At 60.9% G+C, this 26,557-nt stretch carries 23 protein-coding genes, 4 tRNA genes and 1 pseudogene; 17 read left to right on the plus strand and 11 right to left on the minus strand.

The window, feature by feature from the left end:
• Positions 1 to 31 precede the first annotated feature (31 nt).
• The 3 genes from DT070_RS08480 to DT070_RS08490 all read left to right on the plus strand — a co-directional run bounded on the left by DT070_RS08480 (position 32) and on the right by DT070_RS08490 (position 5,170).
• Positions 32 to 1,606: an adenylate/guanylate cyclase domain-containing protein gene (locus tag DT070_RS08480; RefSeq protein ID WP_122954999.1), complete on the plus strand. Its 1,575-nt coding sequence runs from the start codon at positions 32 to 34 to the stop codon at positions 1,604 to 1,606.
• 224 nt (positions 1,607 to 1,830) lie between these two features.
• The gene (locus DT070_RS08485; protein ID WP_122955000.1) at positions 1,831 to 2,583 is read left to right on the plus strand and encodes a response regulator transcription factor; all 753 of its coding nucleotides are present in this window, start codon (positions 1,831 to 1,833) and stop codon (positions 2,581 to 2,583) included.
• Between the two features lie 61 nt (positions 2,584 to 2,644).
• On the plus strand, positions 2,645 to 5,170 hold the full coding sequence (locus DT070_RS08490; RefSeq protein ID WP_122957325.1) for a PAS domain S-box protein: 2,526 nt from the start codon (positions 2,645 to 2,647) through the stop codon (positions 5,168 to 5,170).
• Between the two features lie 805 nt (positions 5,171 to 5,975).
• On the opposite strand, the pseudogene DT070_RS08495 reads toward DT070_RS08490, so the two are convergent.
• Positions 5,976 to 6,233 (minus strand): annotated as a pseudogene (locus DT070_RS08495) (IS21 family transposase); the annotation flags it as partial.
• A 150-nt stretch (positions 6,234 to 6,383) separates the two neighbouring features.
• Between DT070_RS08495 and DT070_RS21765 the strand changes: the two are divergent.
• Positions 6,384 to 6,704, plus strand: a complete 321-nt coding sequence (locus DT070_RS21765) for a hypothetical protein (protein WP_369973933.1) — start codon at positions 6,384 to 6,386, stop codon at positions 6,702 to 6,704.
• A gap of 4 nt (positions 6,705 to 6,708) precedes the next feature.
• On the opposite strand, the gene DT070_RS08505 is transcribed toward DT070_RS21765, so the two are convergent.
• The 8 genes from DT070_RS08505 to DT070_RS08540 form a co-directional block, all read right to left on the minus strand.
• Complete coding sequence (locus tag DT070_RS08505) at positions 6,709 to 7,434, minus strand: uracil-DNA glycosylase (protein WP_122955001.1); 726 nt, start codon at positions 7,432 to 7,434, stop codon at positions 6,709 to 6,711.
• Between the two features lie 10 nt (positions 7,435 to 7,444).
• Positions 7,445 to 8,251, minus strand: a complete 807-nt coding sequence (gene trpC / locus DT070_RS08510; protein WP_122955002.1) for an indole-3-glycerol phosphate synthase TrpC — start codon at positions 8,249 to 8,251, stop codon at positions 7,445 to 7,447.
• A gap of 5 nt (positions 8,252 to 8,256) precedes the next feature.
• Positions 8,257 to 9,300: an anthranilate phosphoribosyltransferase gene (trpD, locus tag DT070_RS08515; RefSeq protein WP_122955003.1), complete on the minus strand. Its 1,044-nt coding sequence runs from the start codon at positions 9,298 to 9,300 to the stop codon at positions 8,257 to 8,259.
• 42 nt (positions 9,301 to 9,342) lie between these two features.
• Positions 9,343 to 10,008: a LysE family translocator gene (locus DT070_RS08520; protein WP_122955004.1), complete on the minus strand. Its 666-nt coding sequence runs from the start codon at positions 10,006 to 10,008 to the stop codon at positions 9,343 to 9,345.
• Positions 10,009 to 10,047: 39 nt separating this feature from the next.
• Positions 10,048 to 11,088 carry a low-specificity L-threonine aldolase gene (gene ltaE / locus DT070_RS08525; RefSeq protein ID WP_122955005.1) on the minus strand — a complete coding sequence of 347 codons (1,041 nt, stop codon included), beginning with the start codon at positions 11,086 to 11,088 and terminating at the stop codon, positions 10,048 to 10,050.
• Between the two features lie 69 nt (positions 11,089 to 11,157).
• Positions 11,158 to 11,736, minus strand: a complete 579-nt coding sequence (locus DT070_RS08530) for an aminodeoxychorismate/anthranilate synthase component II (protein WP_122955006.1) — start codon at positions 11,734 to 11,736, stop codon at positions 11,158 to 11,160.
• A gap of 3 nt (positions 11,737 to 11,739) precedes the next feature.
• Complete coding sequence (locus DT070_RS08535; protein WP_122955007.1) at positions 11,740 to 12,063, minus strand: chorismate mutase; 324 nt, start codon at positions 12,061 to 12,063, stop codon at positions 11,740 to 11,742.
• A gap of 2 nt (positions 12,064 to 12,065) precedes the next feature.
• A complete protein-coding gene (locus tag DT070_RS08540; RefSeq protein WP_122957326.1) occupies positions 12,066 to 13,646 on the minus strand; it encodes an anthranilate synthase component I family protein in 1,581 nt (526 codons plus the stop codon).
• Positions 13,647 to 14,184: 538 nt separating this feature from the next.
• Here DT070_RS08540 and DT070_RS08545 point away from each other — a divergent pair.
• Positions 14,185 to 14,772, plus strand: a complete 588-nt coding sequence (locus DT070_RS08545) for a chalcone isomerase family protein (protein WP_122955008.1) — start codon at positions 14,185 to 14,187, stop codon at positions 14,770 to 14,772.
• Between the two features lie 48 nt (positions 14,773 to 14,820).
• On the opposite strand, the gene gph is transcribed toward DT070_RS08545, so the two are convergent.
• Positions 14,821 to 15,537 carry a phosphoglycolate phosphatase gene (gene gph / locus DT070_RS08550; protein ID WP_122955009.1) on the minus strand — a complete coding sequence of 239 codons (717 nt, stop codon included), beginning with the start codon at positions 15,535 to 15,537 and terminating at the stop codon, positions 14,821 to 14,823.
• 85 nt (positions 15,538 to 15,622) lie between these two features.
• Positions 15,623 to 16,726: a patatin-like phospholipase family protein gene (locus DT070_RS08555; RefSeq protein WP_122955010.1), complete on the minus strand. Its 1,104-nt coding sequence runs from the start codon at positions 16,724 to 16,726 to the stop codon at positions 15,623 to 15,625.
• Positions 16,727 to 16,806: 80 nt separating this feature from the next.
• Between DT070_RS08555 and DT070_RS08560 the strand changes: the two genes are divergently transcribed.
• From DT070_RS08560 to rpoB, 12 genes are all read left to right on the plus strand, one after another.
• Positions 16,807 to 16,892: transfer RNA gene (locus DT070_RS08560), tRNA-Tyr, on the plus strand.
• Between the two features lie 100 nt (positions 16,893 to 16,992).
• Positions 16,993 to 17,066, plus strand: a tRNA-Gly gene (locus tag DT070_RS08565).
• 90 nt (positions 17,067 to 17,156) lie between these two features.
• Positions 17,157 to 17,231, plus strand: a tRNA-Thr gene (locus tag DT070_RS08570).
• Between the two features lie 92 nt (positions 17,232 to 17,323).
• Complete coding sequence (tuf, locus tag DT070_RS08575) at positions 17,324 to 18,514, plus strand: elongation factor Tu (protein ID WP_122954486.1); 1,191 nt, start codon at positions 17,324 to 17,326, stop codon at positions 18,512 to 18,514.
• A gap of 17 nt (positions 18,515 to 18,531) precedes the next feature.
• Positions 18,532 to 18,607, plus strand: a tRNA-Trp gene (locus tag DT070_RS08580).
• A gap of 134 nt (positions 18,608 to 18,741) precedes the next feature.
• Entirely contained in the window at positions 18,742 to 19,125 is a 384-nt protein-coding gene (secE, locus tag DT070_RS08585) for a preprotein translocase subunit SecE (protein ID WP_122955011.1), read from the plus strand.
• A 68-nt stretch (positions 19,126 to 19,193) separates the two neighbouring features.
• Positions 19,194 to 19,721, plus strand: coding sequence for a transcription termination/antitermination protein NusG (gene nusG, locus DT070_RS08590; RefSeq protein WP_228778638.1), 528 nt, complete (start codon positions 19,194 to 19,196; stop codon positions 19,719 to 19,721).
• Between the two features lie 140 nt (positions 19,722 to 19,861).
• A complete protein-coding gene (gene rplK / locus DT070_RS08595; RefSeq protein ID WP_007871338.1) occupies positions 19,862 to 20,296 on the plus strand; it encodes a 50S ribosomal protein L11 in 435 nt (144 codons plus the stop codon).
• Entirely contained in the window at positions 20,293 to 20,988 is a 696-nt protein-coding gene (gene rplA / locus DT070_RS08600; RefSeq protein ID WP_074580068.1) for a 50S ribosomal protein L1, read from the plus strand. The genes rplK and rplA overlap by 4 nt, the downstream gene beginning before the upstream one ends.
• Before the next feature lie 263 nt (positions 20,989 to 21,251).
• A complete protein-coding gene (gene rplJ, locus DT070_RS08605; RefSeq protein ID WP_122955012.1) occupies positions 21,252 to 21,782 on the plus strand; it encodes a 50S ribosomal protein L10 in 531 nt (176 codons plus the stop codon).
• A 26-nt stretch (positions 21,783 to 21,808) separates the two neighbouring features.
• On the plus strand, positions 21,809 to 22,186 hold the full coding sequence (rplL, locus tag DT070_RS08610) for a 50S ribosomal protein L7/L12 (protein ID WP_122955013.1): 378 nt from the start codon (positions 21,809 to 21,811) through the stop codon (positions 22,184 to 22,186).
• A 257-nt stretch (positions 22,187 to 22,443) separates the two neighbouring features.
• Positions 22,444 to 26,556: a DNA-directed RNA polymerase subunit beta gene (rpoB, locus tag DT070_RS08615; protein ID WP_122955014.1), complete on the plus strand. Its 4,113-nt coding sequence runs from the start codon at positions 22,444 to 22,446 to the stop codon at positions 26,554 to 26,556.
• Position 26,557 lies beyond the last annotated feature (1 nt).

The following is a 26,557-nucleotide window of genomic DNA, read 5'->3' on the forward strand; positions in this document are numbered from 1 at the left end:
TGGCCTCCGGCATTCATGAAAGAGCCGAGTCATGACTGAACCTGTGAGGCAACCGGCAGAGGGGCCGCAACCCTTGCGGCGATCCCGCGTCCTGGTGGTCGACGACACCGAGGACATCCGCTACTTCCTGGCGACGCTGCTTCAGGACCGCTATGAGGTGATTGCCGCCTCCTCCGGCGAGGACTGCCTGCAGGCGGTGCTGGCCGACAAGCGACCCGAGATCATCCTGCTGGACGTGGTCATGCCCGGGATGGACGGCTACGAAGTGATGGGCCGGCTTGCCAATGATGCGCGCACGGCCGATATCCCCGTCATTTTTCTCACGGCGCTTGCCAGCGTGGAAGAAGAGCAGCGTGGGCTTGACCTCGGCGCGACCGACTACATCACCAAGCCCATCAGCCCGCCGGTGCTGCTGGCGCGTGTGCGGCTTCACCTGGAGCGCAGCGCCAATGCCAAGCGGCTCAAGTCCCTGTCCGAGCAGCTGTCGCGCTACCTGGCGCCACAGGTATACCAGTCGCTGTTTGACGGCTCCCGCCGGGCCGAGATCCAGACCCAGCGCAAGCGCCTGACGGTGTTTTTCTCAGACATCAAGAACTTCACCGTATCGACGGCCGAGTGGCAACCCGAAGAGGTTACCTTTTTGCTCAACAGTTACTTCGAGGAGATGTCGCTGATTGCGGCCGAATACGGCGCCACCCTGGACAAATTCATCGGCGACGCCATCGTCATCTTCTTCGGCGACCCGCACACGCTGGGCCCGCGCCAGGACGCGGTGCAATGCGTCAGGATGGCCGTGGCCATGCAAAAGCGCATGGGCGAGCTGCGCCAGCGCTGGAAGGAAATGGCGATCCCACGCGCTTTTGAAATCCGCATCGGCATCAATTCAGGGTTGTGCGATGTGGGCAACTTCGGCAGCAACCTGCGCATGGACTACACCATCATCGGGCGCGAAGTGAACCTGGCCGCCCGGCTGGAGCAGGCCGCGGAGCCCGGCGGCATTTTGGTGTCGCGGGACACCTATGAGCTGGTGAAAGACGACATCCGGCTCGATGCCCGCGACCCCATCGTGGTCAAGGGCTTTGCCGAGCCCATCACGGTGTTTGCAGTGCACGCCACCAGCGGGGCGGCCGTGCCCGCAGATCTGGTTGCGCCGCACGCCGTGGCCGCTGTGCCCCCGCAGACCGCTGCCGCCAGGCTCGCCGCGGCCCAGGCGGGCTCTGCCGATGTGAACTTGCCTGAACACGTGGACGGCCTCGACATGGCGGTGGGGCTGACCCGCGCCATGGGCATGAAGGCGTTTTACCTCTCCATGCTCCAGCGTTTCCTGGAGGGCCGCAGCGACGCACCGGTGCGCATCCGCGAAGCACTGAGCGCCGGCGACTTCAAGACGGCGGAGCTGCTCAGCCATTCGCTGCGCGGGGTGTCCGCGCAAATCGGCGCCTTGCGCCTGCCGGCCGACGCCGAAGCGCTCGAGCAGGCCCTGCACGAGAAGAGGCCGCCCCAAGACGTAGAGGCCCTGCTGGTGCGGATGGAGGCTTCGCTGGGTGAGCTGGTGGGCTCGCTGCGGTCCGGCCTGCCTCACCCCGGCGCCGAGGGCCCACAATGAGTGCCGCCGCTTGCGGGATTGGTGTATCTTCTTCTTGCGGCGGCCGGCGCATCTGCCGATGTCTTCCTACGCTGGCGGCCCGGGCAAAGAAGTAAAAATGACAAGAACGACAAGAACGACAACAGCGGCCGGAAATACAAAAAAGGCCAGTCATTAAAATCGGACGGCGCCCCACAGGCGCATGTCACGTCCCCCTACCCAGGAACCCAGGAGAGGAGCTCACCGTGCACAGCAACGATATCTACGCCGTCACTTCCAAAGGCCAGCAGGAACTGCGCAGCGCCGCCACCACCATTTCGCCCGCCGAGGTCGAATTGCTGGTGCGGCTCGACGGCATCCTGTCTATCGGCCAGATCCGCCAGAGCGTGGGCGACGTTGCGGGCGCCTCGCTCGAAAACACCATGAACCTGCTCCATGCCAAGGGGCTGGTGGCGCCGGTTCCACCGGATCCTTTTGCCGGTTCGCTGCAGTTCCAGCTCTCTCCAACGGCCCTCACCGAGGCCGGTGCGGAAGCCGACTTCTGCGCGGCCACGCTCAAAAAATCCAATTACTACGTGCGCATTGCCCGCCCCCGCGGAACGCCGCGCGTGCGCGCGCCCGGCGAGCGCCTGTCGGCCATCATCGTGGACGACGAAGAGCACCTTGCCAAATTCCTTCACCACTACCTCACCTTTGAAGGCTTTGACGTGCGCATCGCCGGCTCGCGCGCAGAAGTCGTGGCCGAGTTCCGCAAGCCGCCGATTCCCGACCTGGTGCTGCTGGATGTGATGCTGCCCGACGCCGACGGCTTTGACATCCTGCTGCGAATCCGCTCGCACCCGCAACTCAAGGATGTGCCGGTCATCATGCTGACCGCCAAGGCAACCCGTGAAGCCGTGCTCAAGGGCCTGGCCAGCGGCGCCGACGGTTATGTCACCAAGCCCGTCGAGACGGAGTCCCTGCTCCAGGCGGTTCGCACTGTCCTGGGTTCGCAGTAAGTCGCAGGCACAGTGAAAAATGGGCCGCTTCTCCGGTGAATCAGATCTGGGCCCCACTGCCATGAAGCTGCCAACCCGCGCGACCATTAACATTGCGCTGTGCGCCGGGATGCTCCTGATCGTTCTGAGCACCATGGTTTCCTACATCACCATCAATTCGCTGATCAGTGTCGCGCAGAAAGAGTCCCGCGCTGGCGAGTCCGTTCTTCTCCTTGAGCGGGCAGTCTCGGAATTCAAGGCAACGGAATCGCTGCAGCGGCGCTATCTGCTGACGTTTGCGCGGGGTGACCTTGAGGCTTACTGGCAGGCCGTTGCCGTCAGTCGGCAGACTTTGCAGCGCATGCAGGATGCGCATGCGGGCCCGGGTGCAAGCCCGGACTGGCGCACGCTGGCAGAAGCCATCACCGGCAGGCTGGAGTTCATGGAGCAGGCCGTCGCTGCGCGGCAGCAGAGCCTTGAAGCCGCCGCCGAGATAGTCAGCAGCGATGCGAACCGAAAGTTGCATGAAGACATCGAAGTCGTGGCCGGCCGCATCAAGTCCGGCGAGCTCAGGGCGCTAGAGGGCTCCAGGGAAGAAACCCGCAAAACCGCCCAGACCGTCAAGCAGCTGATACTGCTGGGCGGCCTGCTGTGCATCAGCGTTTTTGCCTGGGCCATCCAGAGGATCTTTCGCGCGCAGGACAAGCGCCGCCTGATCGAAGCAAGGCTTTCCGACAGCGAGGCCATGAGCCGCGCCGTGACCGAGAGCATGGCTGAAGGGCTGGTGACCGCAACCGCAGAGGGGCTCATCGTCAACGCGAACAGCGCTGCCAGGCACCTCTTTGGTTACCGCCTTGAGGACCTGGTCGGCAAGGAAGTGACCATGCTGCTGCCTGCGCGCTATCGCATGGGATTCAGTGCTTTTTTTGCCACGCTGCCTTCACGCCAGCATGGCTTTCGTGAGTGGGACGTCAAAGTCCTGGGCCTGCGTCATGACGGCGCCGAGTTTCCGGTCAATGTTTCTTTCGGCGACGTCAACGTCAGTGGCCAGCGGCTCTTTACCGCCATCATCCACGACATCACCGAAAGCAACCGCATCAGCGAAGCCCTGCGTGACAGCGAAGCTCAACTCCGCCAGCTGACCGACACCGTGCCCGCGCTGATTGCCTATGTCGACAGGGACCAGCGCTTTCAGTTTCACAACCGTGCGTACGAGGAAGCTTTCGGGCTGGGGCGAGATCAAATCCAGAACAAGACCATGCAAGAGGTTCTGGGTCCTGTGTTGTACGCCCAGGTCAAAGGCTATGTTGAAGAGGCCCTGGCAGGCTATTCGGTGCGTTACGAGCGCGCGCAAGTCACCGCCTCCGGTGATCGCCGCGAGTACGTCATGAACTACTTTCCGCGCTACGGCGACGGCGACGAACACGGCATGGTCATCGGCTTCAGTTCACTGGGCACTGATGTCACTGAGCTCAAGCGTATCGACCGCATGAAAAGTGAATTCGTCTCGACCGTCAGCCATGAGCTGCGCACACCGCTGACATCCATACGCGGCTCGCTCGGGCTGGTGTGGGGTGGCGTGGCCGGCGAGCTGCCGGAAAGGGCAAAAAGCCTGGTGGGCATTGCCAAGAACAATTGCGAGCGCCTGATCCGCCTCATCAACGACATCCTCGACAGCGAGAAGATCGAATCCGGCAAGATGACGTTCGAGTTGCAGCCGCAAGAGCTCGAGCCCCTGCTGGAGCAGGCCATCGCCGACAACCAGGGCTTTGCCGAGCAGCATGGCGTTACGCTTGCGCTGCAAAAAACTTCCGGCCGGGCTCAGGTCTGCGTCGACAGCGACCGGCTGATCCAGGTGGTGACCAACCTGCTCTCCAACGCCATCAAATACTCTCCACCGCAAGGCACTGTGCAGGTGCTGATCCGCAAAAATTCCGGCAGGGTTCGGGTTGAAATTTCCGACAAAGGCCCCGGAATCCCTGAGGAATTCCGCAAGCGCATTTTCCAGAAGTTCTCGCAAGCCGACTCATCCGACACTCGCCAAAAAGGCGGCACCGGCCTGGGCCTGAGCATCTCCAAAATCATTGTTGAGCGCATGGACGGCAGCATTGGCTTTACCTCAGGAGACGGCAAAGGCACCACGTTCTTCTTTGAGTTTCCGCAGTGGCGGGAAGCCCCGCCCGTCACCGCGCCCATGGGCCTCATCGCCAGGCCACGCGTGCTGGTGTGTGAAGACGACCCGGATGTCGCCAAGCTCATCGGCATGATGCTGGACAAGGGCGGCTACGACGCCGACATGGCGCACACCGCAGAGCAGGCGCGCGACTACCTCAAGATGGATTCGTACGCGGCGATGACGGTGGACATCAAGCTGCCCTATGAAAACGGCCTGTCGCTCATCCGCGAGCTGCGCGCCAACCAGCGCACCGCCTGGCTGCCGGTGCTGGTGCTGTCGGTCACCGCGGCAGAAGCCCGCCAGCATGCCAGCAACCAGGCGCTGGCGATTTCGGACTGGCTCGACAAGCCGCTGGATGAAACGCGGCTGCTCGGCAGCCTGAAAGAGGCCATCAAGAACCGGGCGGTGGGTAAGCGCGGAGAGGCTGCCTGATGGGCGGTCTGACCGAGGAGACGCAGCGTCATAGCCCTTCGTAAGCGGTTTCGGCGATTTCGGTAAGGCGATAGCCCGTCTTTTCATCGTTGATTAAGCGAAGAAGTACATACCTTGATCCTTCGTAATGTTGTGCCTTGACAAGAAACTCTTGCGTCCCATCGCCGTCGATGTCCACTGTCCAGATGTTGATAGGCCAGTAGTCATAGTTCTGTGGCGGCCTGTCCCGGCGGATGAACGAAACCGTTTCGTCCTCGTTCGTGATCACCAGTGACCATTGATCAAGGACGTCACATCCAGATGCGGCTATCCAATGCTGGGTTTGCTTGCCCCCCGCGAGAATGCTTCCCCTGATAGGCAGGAGCAGCATTTCAGGCATAAATTCGCCGGCCCCACACTGCTTCGAAGCGTTGTCGCTAAATTCCTTTAGCCATCGAACCAGCCAAGGATGCTTCCTGATAGTGGCCAGACGGTTTTCCTCGGTGACCTTGAAGGCAAGGTCCTGAGCCACAAGGCGTAGATCGGATTGGATGTCGGTGTTTGCCAATGCGATCACCGGTACAGCATCTGTGTCAAGTTGTACTGGTGTGCGTTTCGCGGTTTCTTCCGTAGCCTTCTTCCCGAGAAACATGCAGGCACCATTTGAAGGTGCATTGACATAGTTAAGCCATTGATACGCAATATTGTTGAGTTCCGCTGAAGCCTGACCCGATCTTTCCATCAAATCTTGACCCACACTCTTTGTGAGCAGAGAGTGCTCACGGTGTGGATAAGTTCTTGATCTTCTCCTTTTTGGGCTGAGTGTGTGGATCTGCCTCAAAGTGCGCCGCTGTTTCCGCGATTTTGTTGCCTCGATTCCCAGCCAGGTGGCCAGCTTCTCAGCGTAGGGATCGAGCTTGCTTGAGCTGACCCGCCTTGCGTACCTGGGCTCAGCCTCATCGGACCGAAGGTACTTCTTTACTGTGTTGCGAGCCAGGCCTGTACGCCTTGCAATCTCGCGGATGGACAACTGATCTCTCAATGCCCACCGCCTGATGACATTCAATGTCGCCACGTCTATCACTCCTAATTTCCCTCTGCTTTTAAAACAAGCAGAGTAGTGCCTACGTGGGTCAGGTTTCGATGGAAATTACTGCTCTAACCGGGTCAGATTTCGACGGCATTCAACATTGTTGCTTGACGACGTGAGCAAGGTCAGTGTTAATCGACACATGTGCTCATCGACCTCGACGGCACCATGGTCGACACCCTCGGTGACTTTGCCCAAGCCTTGAATCTCATGCTGGCTGATTTGCTGCCTGGCGATGCTTCGGCGGCGCGGCTGGATGCCGAGGCGGTTGAACTGATGGTGGGCAAGGGGTCTGAGCACCTTGTCAAATCTGCACTCAAACACGTTCAAGCCCAGATGGGCAGTGCACCTGCGGTCATTTTGGTAGCAAGCTATGAGCAGGCCTATGCCGGCTACCAGCGGCATTGCACGGGAAGCACCGGCCGATATTTAATAGTGTGCCGTGATGGCGTGCTGGCTTTGTAGCAAATCAGCTTTTACCCTGCGCATCGCGCCAGGCCCGCGCTTCCGAAAAATGCCCGCAGCCGATAAAGGGCAGCGGCGGCCTCAGGGCTGACAGCGGCGAGGGGTGATTGGCCACCAGCACCTTGTGGCGCTTGGCGTCGATCAGCGCCCGCTTGCTCTGGGCATGGGCGCCCCACAACATGAAAACCACTGGATGGTCGCCGTCGGCCACCTGGCGGATCAAGGTGTCGGTCAAGACTTCCCAGCCTTTGCCGGCGTGGCTGGCGGGCTGGGCTTCTTCGACCGTGAGGCAGGTGTTGAGCAGCAGCACGCCGTGCGTCGCCCACTTCACCAGGCTGCCGCCGGGCACCGGAAAGGCGGGCGGCGGCGTGCCCAGGTCGCGTTGCAGCTCTTTAAAAATGTTGCGCAGCGACGGCGGCAAGGCCACGCCGGGCGCGACGGAAAACGCCAGCCCCTCGGCCTGGCCCAAGCCGTGATATGGGTCTTGCCCCAGGATGACCACGCGCACCTCTTCGGGCGGCGTAAGCTCCAGCGCGCGCAGCGGCTGGGGCGGGAAAATCGTCGCGCCGGCCACCAGGCGGCTTTGCAAAAAGCCCAGCAGCTTCTGGCCGGTCGCGCTGCCAAAAAAAGCCTCGGTGGTCGGCCGCCAGCCGGGCGCCACCGGCCAGGCGGCGGGGTCGGCGCTGGTGAGGCGATCAGGCGAAGGTGTAATGGCGTCGAGCTGGTCCATGGGCCTGCGTTTATTTCTTGCCGAAAAGCTGCGCCAGCGCCAGGCCAGGCTCTTCAGCACGCATAAAAGCTTCGCCGACGAGGAAGGCGTTCACGCCGGCGCTGCGCATGCGCTGCACATCGGCCGGCGTGGCAATACCGGATTCGGTGATCAGCAAACGATCGGCCGGCACCTTGCCGAGCATTCCCAGCGTCGCGTCCAGCGAGACCTCAAAGGTCTTGAGGTTGCGGTTGTTGATGCCGATCAGCGGCGTCTTGAGCTTGAGCGCGCGCTCCAGCTCGGCCTCGTCGTGCACCTCGACCAGCACCGCCATGTCCATGGACATGGCCAGCGCTTCCAGCGACTTCATTTGCGCGTCGTCCAGGCAGGCGGCGATCAGCAGGATGCAGTCGGCGCCCATCACACGCGCTTCGTACACCTGGTAAGGGTCGACCATGAAGTCCTTGCGCAGCACCGGCAAGTCGCACGACGCACGCGCCTGCTTCAGGTAATCGATGCTGCCCTGAAAGAACTGCTTGTCGGTCAGCACCGACAGGCAAGCCGCGCTGATCTCACCATCGCCTTCGGCATAGCTTTGCGCGATGTCGGCCGGGATGAAATCGGCGCGCAGCACGCCCTTGGACGGGCTGGCTTTTTTGATCTCGGCAATCACCGCAGGCTGGCCCGCCGCGATCTTGGCGCGCAGCGCGCCCACAAAGTCACGGGTGAGCACGCGCGACTCGGCGTCTTCCCGCATGACGGCCAGCGGTTTCTTGCGGATCGCTTCGGCGATTTCCTGGCGCTTGACGGCAATGATTTTGTCGAGGATGTCAGACATGGTGTTCAGGCCGCTAATTTTTGGGTGGTGGATACAAGTTGCTGCAGGCGGGCCTTGGCCGCGCCGGATTCAAGCGCTGCCCGCGCCAGCACGATGCCGGCCTTCATCGAGTCGGCCACGTTGGCGGCGTACAGCGCCGCGCCGGCGTTGAGGATCACGATATCGCGTGCGGCGCCGGGCTGATTGTCGAGCACGCCCAGCAGCATCGCCTTGGACTGCTCGGGCGTTTCAACGCGCAGCGCGCGGTTGCTGGCCATGGGCATGTCGAAGTCTTCGGGGTGGATTTCGTACTCGGTGATTTCACCGTTCTTCAGCTCGCCGACCACGGTGGCCGCGCCCAGGCTGACTTCGTCCATGCCGTCCTTGCCGTACACCACCAGCGCGTGCTCTGCGCCCAGGCGCTGCAGCGCGCGGATCTGGATACCGACCAGGTCGGAGTGAAACACGCCCATCAAAATGTTGGGCGCGCTGGCCGGGTTGGTCAGCGGGCCCAGGATGTTGAAGATGGTGCGCACGCCCAGCTCCTTGCGGATGGGGGCGACGTTTTTCATGGCGGGGTGGTGGTTGGGCGCAAACATGAAGCCCACGCCGACCTGCTCAATGCACTGCGCGATGGCTTCAGGCGAGAGGCCGATGTGGATGCCCAGCGACTCGATCACGTCGGCGCTGCCCGACTTGCTGCTGACGCTGCGCCCGCCGTGTTTGCTGACCTTGGCACCGGCCGCCGCCGCCACAAACATCGAGCAGGTCGAGATGTTGAAGGTGTGCGAGCCGTCGCCGCCGGTGCCGACGATGTCGACCAGGTGCGTCTTGTCGGCCACGTTGACCTTGGTGGAGAACTCGCGCATCACCTGCGCGGCGGCGGTGATCTCGCCGATAGTTTCTTTCTTTACGCGCAGGCCGGTGATGAGCGCGGCCATCATCACGGGCGACATCTCGCCGCTCATGATCAGCCGCATGATGTGCAGCATCTCGTCGTGGAAGATTTCGCGGTGTTCAATCGTGCGCTGCAGGGCTTCCTGCGGGGTGATCTTGTGGGTGTTGGGCATGGCGTGTCTCGTTTCTTTATTCTGAAATGGGATGGGAAGCGCTCAGGTCGCTGGATTATCGGAAAGGGCCAGCTTGATGCCAAAGCCGACAAACATGGCGCCGGCCACGCGCTCAAGCCAATGCATGCCGCGCTGCAAGGCGCCCAGGCGCCTGGCCATCCACGCGGCGGCCCACGCATAACCGAAACCCACCCACAGGCCATTGAAGTTGAACAGCAGACCCAGCAACAGGAAGGCCAGCGGCTTGTTGTGCATGTCCGGCGTGATGAACTGCGGCACAAAGGCCAGGAAGAACAGCGCCACCTTGGGATTCAGCACATTCGTCCAGAAGCCCTGGAAAAATATGCGTTTCAGGGGCGTAGCCGTTGCAGTACCTTGATCTTCAGCTACCAAATTCATAGCATTAGGCTCATCTGCAGCCGGCGCGCGCGCCAGCAGCATGCGCAGCCCGACATACACCAGGTAAGCCGCACCGACCCACTTGAGCACCGTGAAAGCCGTGGCGGAGGCCGCTATCAGCGCACTGACGCCGACGGCCGCGGCAAAGATGTGCACAAAGCAGCCGGACGTGATGCCCAAGGCCGCCACCATGCCGGCGCGCGCGCCTGAGCGCAGTGCGTGCGTCACGATGTAGAGGACGTCGGGACCGGGCGTGAGGTTGAGCAGCAGGCCGGCGGCGATGAAGAAAAGCAGATTGTTGATGTCCATAAACGGCTTTCAGAAATTGAAGAAACCAGGATGCAGGCTTCAGGCTTTGAAGAACTGCCGGATCGCGGCGATGGCGCGGTCTACACCGTCGGTATCGACGTCGAGGTGCGTGACAAAGCGTAGACGATATAAGCCCGTAGCCTGAATGCCCTCTTTCGCCAGGTGCTTGAGCAGCGCCGCAGACTGCTCTTTGGCGGCGCCCGTCAAATCCACAAACACAATGTTGGTCTGCGGCGGCTCCACGTTCAGGCCTTCGATGCCGGCCAGCCCTTCGGCCAGGTGTTTGGCCAGCGCGTGGTCTTGCGCGAGGCGGCCGACGTGGTGGTCCAGCGCGTGCGATGCCGCGGCGGCCAGCACGCCCGCCTGGCGCATGCCGCCGCCGGCCATCTTGCGGATGCGGTGTGCCCGTGCGATGAACTCGCGCGAACCGCACAGCGCCGAGCCGACCGGCGCGCCCAGCCCCTTGCTGAAGCAAACCGAGACGCTGTCAAAACAATCGGCGATGCGGCGCGCTTCGGCCAACGGGTTGCTGCCGGTTTGCGCGGCTTGCGCCACGGCGGCATTAAAAAGCCGCGCGCCATCCAGGTGGCGGGCCAGGCCGTGCTTCTTCGCCAGCGCGGTCGCCTGCTGCACGTAATCAAACGGCAGCAGCTTGCCGCCCAGGGTGTTCTCAAGCGCCAGCATGCGGGTGCGTGCGAAGTGCGCATCGTCGGGCTTGATGGCTGCCTCGATCTCGGCCAGCGACAGCGTGCCGTCGGTGTGGTTGTTCAGCGGCTGCGGCTGCACACTGCCGAAGACAGCCGCGCCGCCGCCTTCCCAGCGGTAGCAATGCGCCATCTGGCCGACGATGTATTCGTCGCCGCGCTGGCAGTGGCTGAGGATGCCACAAAGGTTGCTTTGCGTGCCGGTGGGCACGAAGAGCGCGGCCTCAAAGCCCAGCAGGCCGGCGATCTTTTCCTGCAGGGCGTTGACGGCCGGGTCGTCGCCGAAGACGTCGTCGCCCAGCGGTGCGGCCAGCATGGCCTCGCGCATGGCGGCTGTCGGGCGGGTCACGGTGTCGCTACGCAGATCAACAATCATTTTGGCCTCCAGCCCATACGCGGCCTTGGTGAGCAGCTACAAATTTAATAGCAAACGCAAAAAACAGGCTCATGCCGTTTGCTCCAGAAAGTTCTTCAGCATCGCGTGGCCATGCTCGGTCAGGATGGATTCTGGGTGAAATTGCACACCCTGGATCGGCAGCTCCTTGTGGCGCACGCCCATGATCTCACCGTCGTCTGTCCAGGCCGTGACAGCCAGCGCGGCCGGGCAGGTCGGCTTGTCGATCGCCAGCGAGTGGTAGCGGTTGACGACAAACTGCTCGGGCAGATTGGCGAATACGCCCTCTTGTGTGGTGGTGATCACGCTGGTCTTGCCGTGCATGAGTTGCTGCGCGCGGATGATCTTGCCGCCGAAGGCCGCGCCAATGCTCTGGTGGCCCAGGCACACGCCCAAAATCGGCAGCTTGCCGGCAAAGTGCTGGATCGCCTCGACCGAAATGCCCGCCTCGGCCGGGGAACACGGGCCGGGTGAGACCACCAGCAAATCCGGCTTGCGCGCGGCGATGTCGGCCACGCTGATCTCGTCGTTGCGAAACACCTCCACCTCGGCGCCCAGCTCTCCGAAGTACTGGACGATGTTGTAGGTAAAGCTGTCGTAGTTGTCGATCATCAAGAGTTTGCGCTTCATGATTCAGGCCTCCTGGCGCAGGCGTGTGAATTCGCCGCGCTCAAAGTCAATGGATGCGGCAATCATGGCGCGGTAAGCCGCCTCCACAATCGCCTCGGGGGCGCCGGCCTTGCGGGCCTGGGCGCGCACGCGCTCGATGATGAAATCGATGCGCGCCTGGTCGTACACCTGGTCCGCGCGCTGCTTGATGCGCGCCGCCTGCGCCACGTAAGCGCTGCGTTCGGCGATCAGCCGCACGATGCGCTCGTCCAGCGCGTCGATGTTGCGGCGCACGTCGGCCATGCTGTGGCAGTGCTCAACGGCGGGATGCACTGGATGGATCTGCATGTTCATTCCAGGCCCTCCTCCACCAGCTCGGACGCCCGCAGCAGCGCGCGTGCTTTCGCCTCAGTCTCTTTCCATTCAAGTTCAGCCACCGAATCAGCCACCACGCCGGCCGCCGCCTGCACATACAGCATCTGGTCCTTGATGATGCCGGTGCGGATCGCAATCGCCACGTCCATATCGCCGGCATAACTGAGGTAACCGCAAGCGCCGCCGTAAAGGCCGCGCTTGGTCGGCTCCAGCTGATCGATGATTTCCATCGCGTGCACCTTGGGCGCTCCGGTCAGCGTGCCGGCCGGGAAGGTGGCCTTCAGCACATCCATGCTCGTCATGCCGTCGAGCAACACGCCCTCGACATTGCTCACGATGTGCATCACGTGGCTGTAGCGCTCCACCGAGAAGGCTTCCGTCACCTTCACCGTGCCGGTCTTGGCAATGCGGCCGATGTCGTTGCGCGCCAGGTCGATCAGCATGACGTGTTCGGCGCGCTCTTTCGGGTCGTTCACCAACTCGTGCTCGACGGCCTTGTCGGCCTCGGGCGAGGAAGCGCGCGGGCGGGTGCCGGCGAGTGGGCGGATCGTGATCTTCTGGTCAAACTGAGCCCCCACGCTCGTCACTGTGGTGTACTCGCTGCCCCCCGAGGGGGCGTTCGCGTCTTGGGGCGGCCCGGCGACGCGAGCCACCTGCTCTTGCCGCACCAGAATCTCGGGCGACGCCCCCACCACATGGAAGTCCCCAAAGTGGTAGTAATACATATAGGGGCTGGGGTTGAGCGAGCGCAGCGCGCGGTACAGGCTGAGCGGCGATTCGGTATAGCGCTTTTTGATGCGCTGGCCGACCTGCACCTGCATGAAGTCGCCGGCTTCGATCAGGCGCTTGGCTTTTTCGACCGCAGCGATGTAGTCGGCCTTGGCGAAGTCGCGTTCGGCCGGGTAGCCTTGCGAGGGCTTGACCACCGGTGCGCTGACGGAGTATTTGAGCTTTTCCTTCAACTCACGCAGGCGCTTTTTGGCGTTGGCATAGGCCTCGGGCTGGGCCGGGTCGGCGTAGACGATGAGGTAGAGCTTGCCCGAGAGGTTGTCGATCACCGCCAGCTCTTCACACTGCAGCAGCATGATGTCGGGGCAACCCAGCGTGTCGGGCGGGCAGGTGGCCTCTAACTTTTTCTCGATGTGGCGCACCGCGTCATACCCAAAATAGCCCGCCAGCCCGCCGCAAAAGCGCGGCAGGCCCGGCCGCAGCGCGACCTTGAAGCGTTTTTGGTAATCAGCGATGAAGTCCAGCGGGTTGGCGGCGGAGGTTTCCACCACACGGCCGTCCGTCACCACCTCGGTCACCCGGTCCGCGCCAAAGCCCGAGGCCCGCACCAGCGTGCGCGCCGGCAGGCCGATAAAGCTGTAGCGGCCAAAACGCTCACCGCCGACAACCGACTCCAGCAAAAAGCTGAACTTGCCGCCGTCTTTGGAATGCGCGAGTTTGAGGTAAAGGGAAAGCGGGGTTTCAAGGTCAGCAAACGCCTCCGCCATCAGGGGAATGCGGTTGTAGCCCTGGCCGGCCAGGCTTTTAAATTCAAGTTCTGTAATCACGATGGTCCTTTGCAAGGGGCCACGCGCTCAAAGGCGCGGCCACCTGTCATTCAAAACGCCCCGAAGACCGGGGCCGGGACGCGCTTGGCGGGTGCAAAAGCGCATCAGGAAAGAGGAAAAAGGGGGGTGTCGCAGAACCGGCGGCGGCGGGGCGGGGCAGAAGGCAACTGGCTGAAAGGTCAGGGTGCCGGCCCGCATGCGCTTCAGGCGTGCGAGGAATGACAGGTACGCCAGGGCCAGGCTCCCCGGTCGCCACAACCTGTTTGAGTGATTCGATGTATGAACATGAAGGGCAAAGTGTAGCAAACAGCAGCCGGACTCCAGCCGAACGACGGCCAAACCCCGCCCAGGCCGCCGCCACTCTAGGCAAAGTTACAACAACCGGCACCCGCGGGTCGTCAACTGGTAGCAATGCTTAGCCATAGTTGTCCGGCAACCCCTCGCAAACCCTCTTGTAAGGCCTGGTAACCGAATCCAGAATAGGCCCATAACAAAAAAGAACGCTCGTTCTATTTCATCATCCACCTGGAGACAACTCATGACTTTGACAACGCGATGCCTTGCGGGCCTGGCCGGCCTGGTGCTTTCTTTCGGCGTCCTTGCCGCCCCAATGGAAGTTTCAGGCGTCAAGCTCGACGACCCGATTGAGGTCAACGGCACCAAACTGCAGCTCAACGGCGCCGGCATCCGCTACAAGGCGGTGTTCAAGGTCTATGTGGCAGGCTTGTACCTGCCCAAAAAGGCAGCAACCCCCGAAGAGGTCTACGGCATGCCCGGCACCAAGCGCATCAGCATCACCCTGCTGCGCGACATTGACTCCAACGAACTCGGCAAAAGCTTTACCACCGCCTTCACCGACAACGCGCCCAAGTCGGAGATGTCCAAGCTGATCCCCGGCCTCATCAAGATGGGCCAGATTTTTGCCGACCAGAAGAAGCTGGTCGCCGGCGAAGGCTTCACCATCGACTGGATCCCCGGCACCGGCACCATCATCTCCGTCAAAGGCAAACCGCAAGGCGAGCCCTTCAAGGAAGTGGAGTTCTTCAACGCCCTGGTGCGCATCTGGCTCGGCCCGCAGCCCGCCGACTGGAAGCTCAAAGACGCGATGCTGGGCAAACCCGCCTGAGTTAGCGCGCTAACGCCACACACCCAACGGGGCCGCACGGCCCCGTTGTTATTTGAAGGCCTGCAAATTCAACGCGGCCAGCGAATCCACAAACCCGTCCGAATCCACACCCCGCACCGGCTCGCCATGGTTGTAGCCATACGTCACCAGCACCACCGGGCAACCCGCCCCGCGCGCGGCCCGCGCGTCGTTGCTGGAATCACCAATCATCAAGGTGCGTGCCGGCACGGTGCCCAGGCTTTCACAGGTTTTGATCAAAGGCAACGGGTCAGGCTTCTTGCGCTCAAACGAATCGCCGCCAAACACGATGCTGAAAAACCCATCCAGCCCCTTGAGCTTGAGCAGCTCACGCGCAAAGCCCACAGGCTTGTTCGTTAAACACGCCAGCTTCAACCCCGCCTGCTGCAAGGCCAGCAAACCATCAACCACACCCGGGTACACATTTGAATAGCGGCCATTGATGCCCGCGTAATGCCGCTGGTAGCCGGCATAGGCCTGCTCGTAGCTTGCTACTAAATTAATAGCTGAAGGCGCAATACCCATATGGGCTTGAACGTGTTTCAGTGCAGATTTAACAAGATGCTCAGACCCCTTGCCCACCATCAGCTCAATCGCCGCAGCGTCCAGCCGCGCCGCCGCAACATCGCCAGGCAGCAAGTCAGCCAGCATGAGATTCAAGGCCTGGGCAAAGTCACCCAGGGTGTCGACCATGGTGCCGTCGAGGTCGATGATGGCTGCGTCGAGGGTGTTTGGGGTAAATGTCATTGGGCTCGTAGTGGCGAGGTAAGTTGAAAAAAGATGTTTATCAATTTCGGCTGGCGGTCAAAGTTCCTTGTCAATCCAGTGAGCGCTAAAACTCCTGCGGAAGGCTGCCCACGTAATCGCGCCGGATATTCACCGTGCTTTGCTGGCCAAGGGCCTCAAAGTGGCGGCGCAGCCAGCGCTTTGCGGCGCCCTGGCCCATTTCAAACAGTTTTTCAATCATGGCGCCGTCGGCCGACATCTTGCTCGACGAGGGCAGGTTTTCCAGGGCTTCGCCGCCGTCGATGCGGTGCAGCAGCAGGCTTTTGTATTTCGCGCCCTCCTGCAGGCGCCCGTCGGCCAGCAGGCGGTTGATGAAATCGATGGTGCGCATCTGCGACAGCAGGCTGGCATTGAAGGTCAGCTCGTTCACCCGGTCCATGATGTCGTGCGGCGTGTGGGGGACCTCGGGGCGCCGCAGGGGGTTGATCTGCACCACGATGATGTCCCGGCTGCTGCACTCACTGATAAGAGGCAGCAGGGACGGGTTGCTCGAAAAGCCGCCATCCCAATAGGACTGGCCGTCGATTTCCACCGCCTGGAACAGCGTCGGCAGGCAAGTGGAGGCCATGACGGACTGCAGCGTCAGGCGCTTGCCCGAGAAAATTTCCGCCCGGCCGGTGGTGACGTGGGTGGCGGAGACAAAGGCCCTGGGCGCGTCGAGTTTGGCAATGGCGGGAAAGTCGATTTCCGCCTGCAGCAGCTTGCGCAGGGGGTTGATGTCCAGCGGGTTGGACTGGTAGGGCGAGAGCCACTGACTCATAGCGTTGCCGAAAAAGTTAGCGCCCACTCTATCGGAGGGCCAGCCTCCCAAAAGCATTTTGCTAATGCCGTCGGCCATGGAGCCCAGGCTGCCCATGGCCGCAACGCCTTGCCAGATACGGGCGAGGGAGGCGCGGGCCGCTTCGCGGGGATCGGGCGTTCCGCTGTCCTTCTGAGCGGCGGCAGCAAAACCGTGCGCCAGCGCCACGGCATTGACGGCGCCGGCGCTGGCCCCGCTGATGCCGTCAAATTCGATGCGTTCGTCTTGCAGCAGGGCGTCCAGAACGCCCCAAGTGAAGGCGCCATGGGAGCCGCCGCCCTGCAACGCCAGGTTGACCCGCCGCAAAGAGGAGGGTTCTGGCGGCGAGGCGGCTGGGGTTGGGGTACTCATGAGGTATTTTTAATGCTTTTTGCGATGCCTTGGGATTCCGCCCGACATAAAACCGTGGCATAATCCGAGGTTCGCTTGAAGGATGGGTGCCCGAGTGGCTAAAGGGGGCAGACTGTAAATCTGTTGGCTAACGCCTACGCTGGTTCGAATCCAGCCTCATCCACCAGATTTTGTTTGATTTTTGGCAAGCGGCCGGCGCAAGGCAATCGCGTAAAGCGTGTTTTGGGTCGAGAGTGATTTGATGTGAGTTGAATTGGCAGAGCTGCGCGGGAGTAGTTCAATGGTAGAACCCTAGCCTTCCAAGCTAATGACGCGGGTTCGATTCCCGTCTCCCGCTCCACAAAACTGTGTTTTGGGTGTTGCGGGCTCTGCTGGTTGATCTTGTGCTGGATTGCTGTGAGAGGTTTTGAAGTCTTTTGACTTTTGATTAGCCCTTTTGGCTCAGTGGTAGAGCACTCCCTTGGTAAGGGAGAGGTCGCGGGTCCGATTCCCGCAAAGGGCACCATATTTTGAGCTGGCGCGGCGTGCAAGGCGCTGTTGCCGGCTGTAGTTCGTTAACTGGTTTTGTAACTCTTTATAAATTTCTGGAGTTGAAAAATGGCAAAAGGCAAATTTGAGCGGACCAAGCCGCACGTCAACGTTGGCACGATTGGCCACGTGGATCATGGCAAGACGACGCTGACGGCGGCGATCACGACCGTTCTGGCATCCAAATTCGGCGGCGAAGCCAAGGGCTACGACCAAATTGACGCGGCGCCCGAAGAAAAAGCACGCGGCATCACGATCAACACCGCTCACGTCGAGTACGAAACGGCCAACCGCCACTACGCGCACGTCGACTGCCCAGGCCACGCCGACTATGTGAAGAACATGATCACCGGCGCGGCCCAGATGGACGGCGCCATTTTGGTGTGCTCGGCCGCTGACGGCCCCATGCCCCAGACCCGCGAGCACATCCTGCTGGCCCGTCAGGTGGGTGTTCCTTACATCATCGTGTTCCTGAACAAGTGCGACATGGTTGACGACGCCGAACTGCTCGAGCTCGTCGAAATGGAAGTGCGCGAGTTGCTCGACAAGTACGATTTCCCCGGCGACAAGACCCCCATCATCCACGGCTCAGCCAAGCTGGCCATGGAGGGCGACAAGGGCGACCTCGGCGAAGGCGCGATCCTGAAGCTGGCAGAAGCCCTTGACACCTACATTCCCCTGCCAGAGCGCGCTGTTGACGGCGCCTTCCTGATGCCCGTGGAAGACGTGTTCTCCATCTCCGGCCGCGGCACCGTCGTGACCGGCCGTGTCGAGCGCGGGATCATCAAGGTCGGCGAAGAAATCGAGATCGTCGGTATCGCTGACACGCAAAAGACCACCTGCACCGGCGTGGAAATGTTCCGCAAGCTGCTGGACCAGGGCCAGGCTGGTGACAACGTCGGTATCCTGCTCCGCGGCACCAAGCGCGAAGACGTGCAGCGCGGCCAGGTGCTGTGCAAGCCCGGCTCCATCAAGCCGCACACGCACTTCACCGGCGAGATCTACGTTCTGAGCAAGGACGAAGGCGGCCGCCACACGCCATTCTTCAACAACTACCGTCCCCAGTTCTACTTCCGCACGACGGACGTGACCGGTGCGATCGAGTTGCCAGAAGGCAAGGAAATGGTCATGCCAGGCGACAACGTGTCGATCACCGTCAAGCTGATCAACCCGATCGCCATGGAAGAAGGCCTGCGCTTCGCCATCCGTGAAGGCGGCAAGACCGTCGGCGCCGGCGTCGTGGCCAAAATCATTGCGTAATTTGTAAGGTTTGATGGAGGGGTATAGCTCAATTGGCAGAGCGTCGGTCTCCAAAACCGAAGGTTGTAGGTTCGATTCCTACTGCCCCTGCCACCTGATGGTTGATGTGTATCGGCGCTGAAGGTGGTTTGAAAAGTTAAAAAGCAAGCCCGCCGGGAGTCAAAAACTCCAGGTGGGCTTAAGCGTCTGAAAAGACGCCCGAAGATTGAACAGGAAATCCGGCAATCATGGCCTCTTCTCAAGTTGAAACCGTCAGTACCAGCGCCGACAAGGTCAAGCTGGGTGCGGCTGTGCTATTGCTGGTAGGTTCGCTGGCGGGCTTTTATTTCTTTGCCAAGCAGGGGCCGGTCGCGCAATGGGGTGCCCTGATTGTCGGCTTGGTGGCTGCGATAGCTGTTTTTCTGACCTCGGAGCCGGGCAAGCAGTTTGTCGCCTTTGGTCGTGATTCCTGGCGTGAAGTCAAAAAAGTCGTCTGGCCCGCCCGTAGAGAGGCTATCCAGATGACGGCGTACGTGTTTGCCTTTGTGGTGGTGATGGCGTTGTTTTTGTGGCTTACCGACAAAACGCTCGAATGGGTGTTTTACGACCTGATCCTGGGATGGAAAAGATAATGAGCGATTTGAACGGCACGGTAGTCAGCGAAGTGGCGGCGGGAACGTCCCTCACGCCGACCCCAGGCATGCAGTGGTATGTCGTTCATGCCTACTCCGGCATGGAAAAAGCGGTTGAGCGCAACATTGTTGAGCGCATTAACCGTGCGGGCATGCAATCCAAGTTCGGCCGTTTTCTGGTGCCTACTGAAGAAGTGGTTGAAATCAAGAATGGGCAGAAGAAAACGACGGAGCGTCGCTTCTTCCCCGGATATGTGCTGGTTGAGATGGTCATGGATGACGAAACCTGGCACCTCGTGAAGCACACCAACAAGGTGACGGGTTTTGTCGGTGGCGCCAAGAATCGCCCGGCCCCCATCTCGGAAGAAGACGTCCAGAAGATTGTCAGCCAGATGCAGGTAGGCACCGAGAAGCCGCGTCACAAGGTGGAGTTTGAAACGGGCGAATACGTTCGCGTCAAGGACGGCCCTTTCACCGACTTCAACGGTACGGTGGAAGAAGTCAACTACGACAAGAACAAAGTGCGTGTGTCGGTCACGATTTTTGGCCGCGCTACGCCGGTGGAACTGGAATTCAGCCAGATCGAAAAGACGTAATTTCGATTGGCAGTCAATTTCGCGCCTTGCAACTCGGTGCGAAACGGTCCGTAGGACTGTTTAGAGTTGTGTAACCCCCGGGGAGCCGGGGCCTGCCCTAGTGGTGGCGCCCAGGCGTTATGACCCGTAAGGAGAAAAGTATGGCGAAAAAAATCGTCGGCTTTATCAAGCTGCAAGTGCCAGCTGGTAAGGCTAACCCGTCCCCCCCGATCGGCCCTGCGCTCGGTCAGCGCGGCTTGAACATCATGGAATTCTGCAAGGCATTCAATGCGCAGACCCAGGGTGTTGAGCCAGGCCTGCCGCTGCCTGTGGTGATCACGGCGTTTGCCGACAAGAGCTTTACCTTTGTTATCAAGACACCTCCAGCAGGCGTTCTGATCAAGAAGGCCATCAAGCTCGACAAGGGTTCGTCCACACCGCACACGGTGAAGGTTGGCAAGATTTCCCGCGCACAGCTGGAAGAAATCGCCAAGACCAAAATGAAAGACATGACGGCTGCTGACCTCGACGCTGCAGTTCGCACGATTGCTGGTACGGCCCGCTCCATGGGCGTGTCGGTGGAGGGTGTTGTATGAGCAAGTTGACCAAACGTCAAAAAACCATCGGCGACAAGATCGACAGCAACAAGCTGTACGCATTGCCTGAAGCTTTGGGCCTCGTCAAAGAGTTCGCCGTCGCCAAATTCGATGAATCCATCGATGTGGCCGTGCAGCTCGGCATCGATGCCAAGAAATCCGACCAGGTCGTTCGCGGCGCGGTTGTGTTGCCTAACGGCACCGGTAAAACCAAACGTGTGGCTGTGTTTGCCCAGGGCGCCAAGGCTGAAGAAGCGAAAGCCGCCGGCGCAGACATCGTCGGCATGGACGATCTGGCTGCTGAAATCAAGGCAGGCAAGATGGACTTCGACGTGGTGATCGCTTCCCCCGATGCCATGCGCATCGTGGGTACGCTCGGTCAGGTGCTCGGCCCCCGTGGTCTGATGCCCAACCCCAAGGTCGGCACCGTGACGCCTGACGTGGCAACTGCCGTCAAGAACGCAAAAGCTGGCCAGGTCCAGTTCCGCGTTGACAAGGCCGGCATCGTGCACGGCACGATCGGCCGCCGCTCGTTCGACACCGCCAAGCTGCAAGGCAACCTGGCTGCGTTGATCGACGCGTTGCAAAAAGCCAAGCCGGCTTCGAGCAAAGGTGTGTATTTGAAGAAAGTTGCGGTTTCGTCAACGATGGGTGTGGGCGTTCGCGTCGACACGCAAACCATCGCAGCGTAATCGCAGAAATTTGAGCGGGCCCGCAAGGCTTGCTCAATGTGGTGGGCTGCCGGAGTTCGCTTCGGCAGGTCATCAAAGACCGTTGGCGCGGCAGGCTTTCAAGTTTGCCGCTTAATCGAAAGACAGCCAACGCAGATGGCGGTCCCGCTGCAGATGGTTTTGAAAAGAATCTGAAACAGTTGGTCGCTGAACATGAGCGTGTTGAAGGGCGCTGGCAGGCGAAAGCAGGCCGCAACCGACGACACATTTTTAAGGAGTAGACCTTGAGTCTCAACCGCAGTGAGAAACAAGCCGTCATTGATGAAGTGACAGGCCTCGCCGCTAAAGCTCAAACGCTCGTGATGGCGGAATACCGTGGTATTACGGTCGCCGACATGACCCGTCTGCGCAGCCAGGCCCGCGACAAAGGCGTGACCCTCAGTGTTCTGAAGAACACTCTGGCTCGCCGTGCCGTGGCCGGTAGCGCATTCGAAGTCGTGTCCGATCAGATGACCGGTCCGCTGATCTACGGCTTTTCCACAGATGCAGTAGCTGCCGCGAAAGTGGTATCTGACTTCGCCAAGACCAACGACAAGCTGGTCATTCGCGGTGGTGCATTCGGTGGCAAGACCCTGGACGTGAACGGCGTGAAGCAACTGGCCAACATCCCTTCCAAGGAAGTGTTGCTGGCCCAGGTGTGTGGCTTGCTGATGTCGCCCATGTCGCGTACGGCCGTTGTGCTGGGCGCCCTGGCGGCGAAAAAGGGCGCCGGCGCAGCCGAAGCCCCTGCAGCAGCTGAACCTGTAGCAGCGTAATTACCCAACTTTTTTAGGAAATCAAAATGGCATTCGATAAAGACGCATTTTTGACCGCGCTGGATAGCATGACGGTCCTCGAACTCAACGAACTGGTGAAATCCATCGAAGAGAAATTTGGTGTGAGCGCTGCCGCCATGGCCGCTCCTGCTGCAGCTGGCGGCGGCGGTGCTGCTGCTGCCGCTGAAGAGAAGACCGACTTCAACGTCGTGCTGCTCGAAGCCGGCGCAAACAAGGTGTCGGTCATCAAGGCCGTTCGCGAAATCACCGGTCTGGGCCTGAAAGAAGCCAAGGACCTGGTGGACGGCGCTCCGAAGAACGTCAAGGAAGGCGCTCCAAAGGCCGACGCAGAAGCTGCGAAGAAGAAGCTCGAAGAAGCCGGCGCGAAAGTCGAACTCAAGTAATTGCTTGTGTTTGCGAAGGCTGGAAGACCTTAAAAGGGCTTCCAGCCTTTCGTGCTTCAAGGAGCACACCGAAAAGCAGACCTCATAGTCTGCTTTCCAGTGTTTTTCTGATTCCCGACTGCAGAAAACGCCTTGGTTCGGGTGATGTGCAATGCGTCACCGTCCGCCATGGTTGGTAGTGGCCAACCACCAAGCTGCCTGAATACGTGGTGTATTTGGGCACGAGAGTCGCCAGAGCCCATCAACGCGGAGAACTCATGGCCTATTCCTATACCGAACGTAAACGCATCCGCAAAAGCTTCGGCAACCGCGAAAGCGTGTTGACTGTTCCCTATTTGCTGCAAATGCAGAAAGACGCGTACACGGCGTTCCTGCAAGCCGACCGCGCCCCCCAGAAGCGCACCATTGAAGGCCTGCAGGCAGCGTTTGATAACGCATTCCCCATCGTCTCGCACAACGGCTTTGTCGAGATGAAGTTCATCGAGTACAACCTGGCCAAGCCCGCATTCGACGTGCGTGAATGCCAGACCCGTGGACTCACATTCGCCTCGGCTGTGCGCGCCAAGGTGCAGCTGATCATTTATGACCGCGAATCTTCCACGTCGCAGTCCAAGGTGGTCAAGGAAGTGAAAGAGCAGGAAGTCTACATGGGCGAAGTGCCGCTCATGACCGACAAGGGCTCGTTCGTGATCAACGGAACCGAACGCGTGATCGTGTCCCAGTTGCATCGCTCCCCCGGCGTGTTCTTTGAACACGACAAGGGCAAAACCCACAGCTCGGGCAAACTGCTGTTCTCGGCTCGCATCATCCCTTACCGCGGCTCCTGGCTCGACTTCGAATTCGATCCAAAAGACGTGCTGTACTTCCGCGTCGACCGCCGCCGCAAGATGCCGGTCACGATTCTGCTCAAGGCCATCGGCCTGAACCCGGAATCCATCCTCGCGAACTTCTTCGTGTTCGACAACTTCCGCCTGATGGACAGCGGCGCGCAGATGGAATTCGTCGCCGAGCGCATGCGCGGCGAAGTGGCCCGTTTCGACATCACCGACAAGAACGGCAAGGTCGTCGTCGCGAAAGACAAGCGCATCACGGTTCGCCATACGCGTGAGCTTGAGCAAAGCAACACCACCACGATCAGCGTGCCGGAAGACTTCCTGGTCGGCCGTGTGGTCGCCAAGAATATCGTCGACGCCGAAACCGGTGAAATCATCGCCAAGGCCAATGATGAACTGACCGAAGTGCTGCTGAAGAAGCTGCGCGTGGCCGGCGTGCAGGACCTGCAGGTGCTGTACACCAATGAACTCGACCAGGGCGCGTACATCTCGCAAACCCTGCGCGCCGATGAAACGGCCGACGAATTCGCCGCACGCGTTGCCATCTACCGCATGATGCGTCCCGGCGAGCCTCCGACAGAAGACGCCGTGCAAGCCCTGTTCCAGCGCTTGTTCTACAACCCGGACACCTACGACCTGTCGCGCGTGGGTCGCATGAAGTTCAACGCCCGCGTGGGCCGCGACTCTTCCACGGGCCCCATGGTCATGACCAACGAGGACATCCTCGCCGTCGTCAAGATCCTGGTTGACCTGCGCAACGGCAACGGCGAAGTCGATGACATCGATCACCTCGGCAATCGCCGCGTGCGTTGTGTCGGCGAACTCGCCGAAAACCAGTACCGCACCGGTCTGGCTCGTATCGAGAAAGCCGTGAAAGAGCGTCTGGGCCAGGCCGAGCAAGAGCCGCTGATGCCTCACGACCTGATCAACAGCAAGCCGATTTCCGCCGCCCTGAAGGAATTCTTCGGCGCATCGCAGCTGTCGCAGTTCATGGACCAGACCAACCCGCTGTCCGAAATCACCCACAAGCGCCGTGTTTCGGCCCTTGGCCCGGGCGGCTTGACCCGCGAACGCGCTGGCTTTGAAGTTCGTGACGTGCACGTGACCCATTACGGCCGCGTCTGCCCGATTGAAACGCCTGAAGGACCGAACATCGGCCTGATCAATTCGCTGGCCCTGTACGCCCGCCTCAACGAGTACGGTTTCATCGAAACCCCGTACCGCCGTGTGGTGGACAGCAAGATTACCGACCAGATCGACTACCTGTCGGCCATCGAAGAAGGCAAGTACGTGATCGCCCAGGCCAATGCCCTGCTGGACGACGCAGGCAAGCTGACCGGTGACCTGGTTTCCGCCCGTGAAAACGGCGAATCCGTCCTGGTCGGCGCAGAACGCATCCAGTACATGGACGTGTCGCCCGCGCAGATCGTTTCGGTGGCCGCATCGCTGGTGCCATTCCTGGAGCACGATGATGCCAACCGCGCGCTGATGGGCGCCAACATGCAGCGCCAGGCCGTGCCTGTGCTGCGTCCTGAAAAAGCCTTCGTCGGCACCGGCATCGAGCGCGTTTCCGCGGTCGACTCCGGCACCGTGGTGACGGCCAATCGCGGCGGTGTTGTTGACTACGTCGACGCTACCCGCATCGTGGTGCGTGTGAATGATGCGGAAGCCCTGGCCGGCGAAGTCGGTGTGGACATCTACAACCTGATCAAGTACCAGCGCTCCAACCAGAACACCAACATCCATCAGCGCCCCATCGTCAAGATGGGCGACAAGCTGGCCAAGGGCGACGTGATCGCCGACGGCGCATCGACGGACATCGGCGAGCTGGCCCTGGGCCAGAACATGCTGGTGGCTTTCATGCCCTGGAACGGCTACAACTTCGAGGATTCGATCCTGATCTCCGAGCGCGTGGTGGCTGAAGACCGCTACACCTCGATTCATATCGAAGAACTCGTCGTGATGGCCCGTGACACCAAGCTGGGTTCTGAAGAAATCACGCGCGACATTCCCAACCTGTCCGAGCAGCAGCTCAACCGCCTTGACGAGTCCGGCATTATTTATGTCGGTGCCGAAGTCCAGCCGGGCGACACGCTGGTCGGCAAGGTCACGCCCAAGGGCGAGACCACGCTGACGCCGGAAGAAAAGCTGTTGCGCGCCATCTTCGGCGAAAAAGCCAGCGACGTGAAAGACACCTCGCTGCGCGTGAGCCAGGGCTCGCAAGGCACCGTGATCGACGTGCAGGTCTTCACCCGTGAAGGCATTGTTCGCGACAAGCGCGCCCAGCAGATCATCGACGACGAACTCAAGCGTTTCCGCCTGGACCTGAACGACCAGCTGCGCATCGTGGAAGCCGACGCGTTCGACCGTATCGAAAAGCTGCTCAACGGCAAGATTGCCAACGGTGGCCCGAAGAAGCTGGCCAAAGGTACCAAGATCGACAAGGCTTACCTGGCCGACGTTGAGAAGTACCACTGGTTTGACATCCGCCCTGCGGACGACGAAGTCGCTACGCAACTGGAAAGCGTGAAGAACGCCATGGAGCAGACGCGCCACAGCTTCGACCTGGCTTTCGAGGAAAAGCGCAAGAAGCTCACGCAAGGCGACGAGCTGCCGGCCGGCGTGCTGAAGATGGTCAAGGTCTACCTGGCCGTCAAGCGCCGCCTGCAACCCGGCGACAAGATGGCCGGCCGTCACGGCAACAAGGGTGTGGTCTCCAAGATCGTTCCGGTCGAAGACATGCCCTACATGGCCGACGGCACACCGTGCGACATCGTGCTGAACCCGCTGGGCGTGCCTTCGCGCATGAACGTGGGCCAGGTGCTTGAGGTCCATCTGGGCTGGGCCGCCAAGGGCCTGGGCCAGCGGATCGGCGACATGCTGCAGGCAGAAACCAAAGTGGCCGAGCTGCGCAAGTTCATGGACACGCTGTACAACAAGTCCGGCCGCACCGAAGAGCTGGGCAAGTTGTCGGATACCGACGTACTCGAGATGGCCAGCAACCTCGCCACCGGCGTGCCGTTCGCGACCCCGGTGTTCGACGGCGCTTCGGAAGAAGACATCATGACCATGCTCAAGCTGGCTTACCCGGATGACATCGCCAAGGCCAAGGGCCTGACGGCGACGCGCACCCAGGCCCAGCTGTACGACGGACGCACCGGCGACCAGTTCGAGCGCACAACGACCGTCGGCTACATGCACGTCCTGAAGCTTCACCATCTGGTGGACGACAAGATGCACGCCCGCTCGACCGGCCCGTATTCGCTGGTTACGCAGCAGCCCCTGGGCGGCAAGGCACAGTTCGGTGGCCAGCGTTTCGGCGAGATGGAAGTCTGGGCGCTGGAAGCCTATGGCGCCTCCTACACGCTGCAGGAAATGCTCACCGTCAAGTCCGACGACGTGCAAGGCCGCACCAAGGTGTACGAAAGCATCGTCAAGGGCGAGCACGCGATCACGGCGGGCATGCCCGAGTCGTTCAACGTGCTGGTCAAGGAAATCCGTTCGCTCGGTATCGACATCGAGCTGGAACGCAGCTAAT

This window comes from Polaromonas sp. SP1 (assembly GCF_003711205.1).
Classification (GTDB): Bacteria; Pseudomonadota; Gammaproteobacteria; order Burkholderiales; family Burkholderiaceae_C; genus Polaromonas.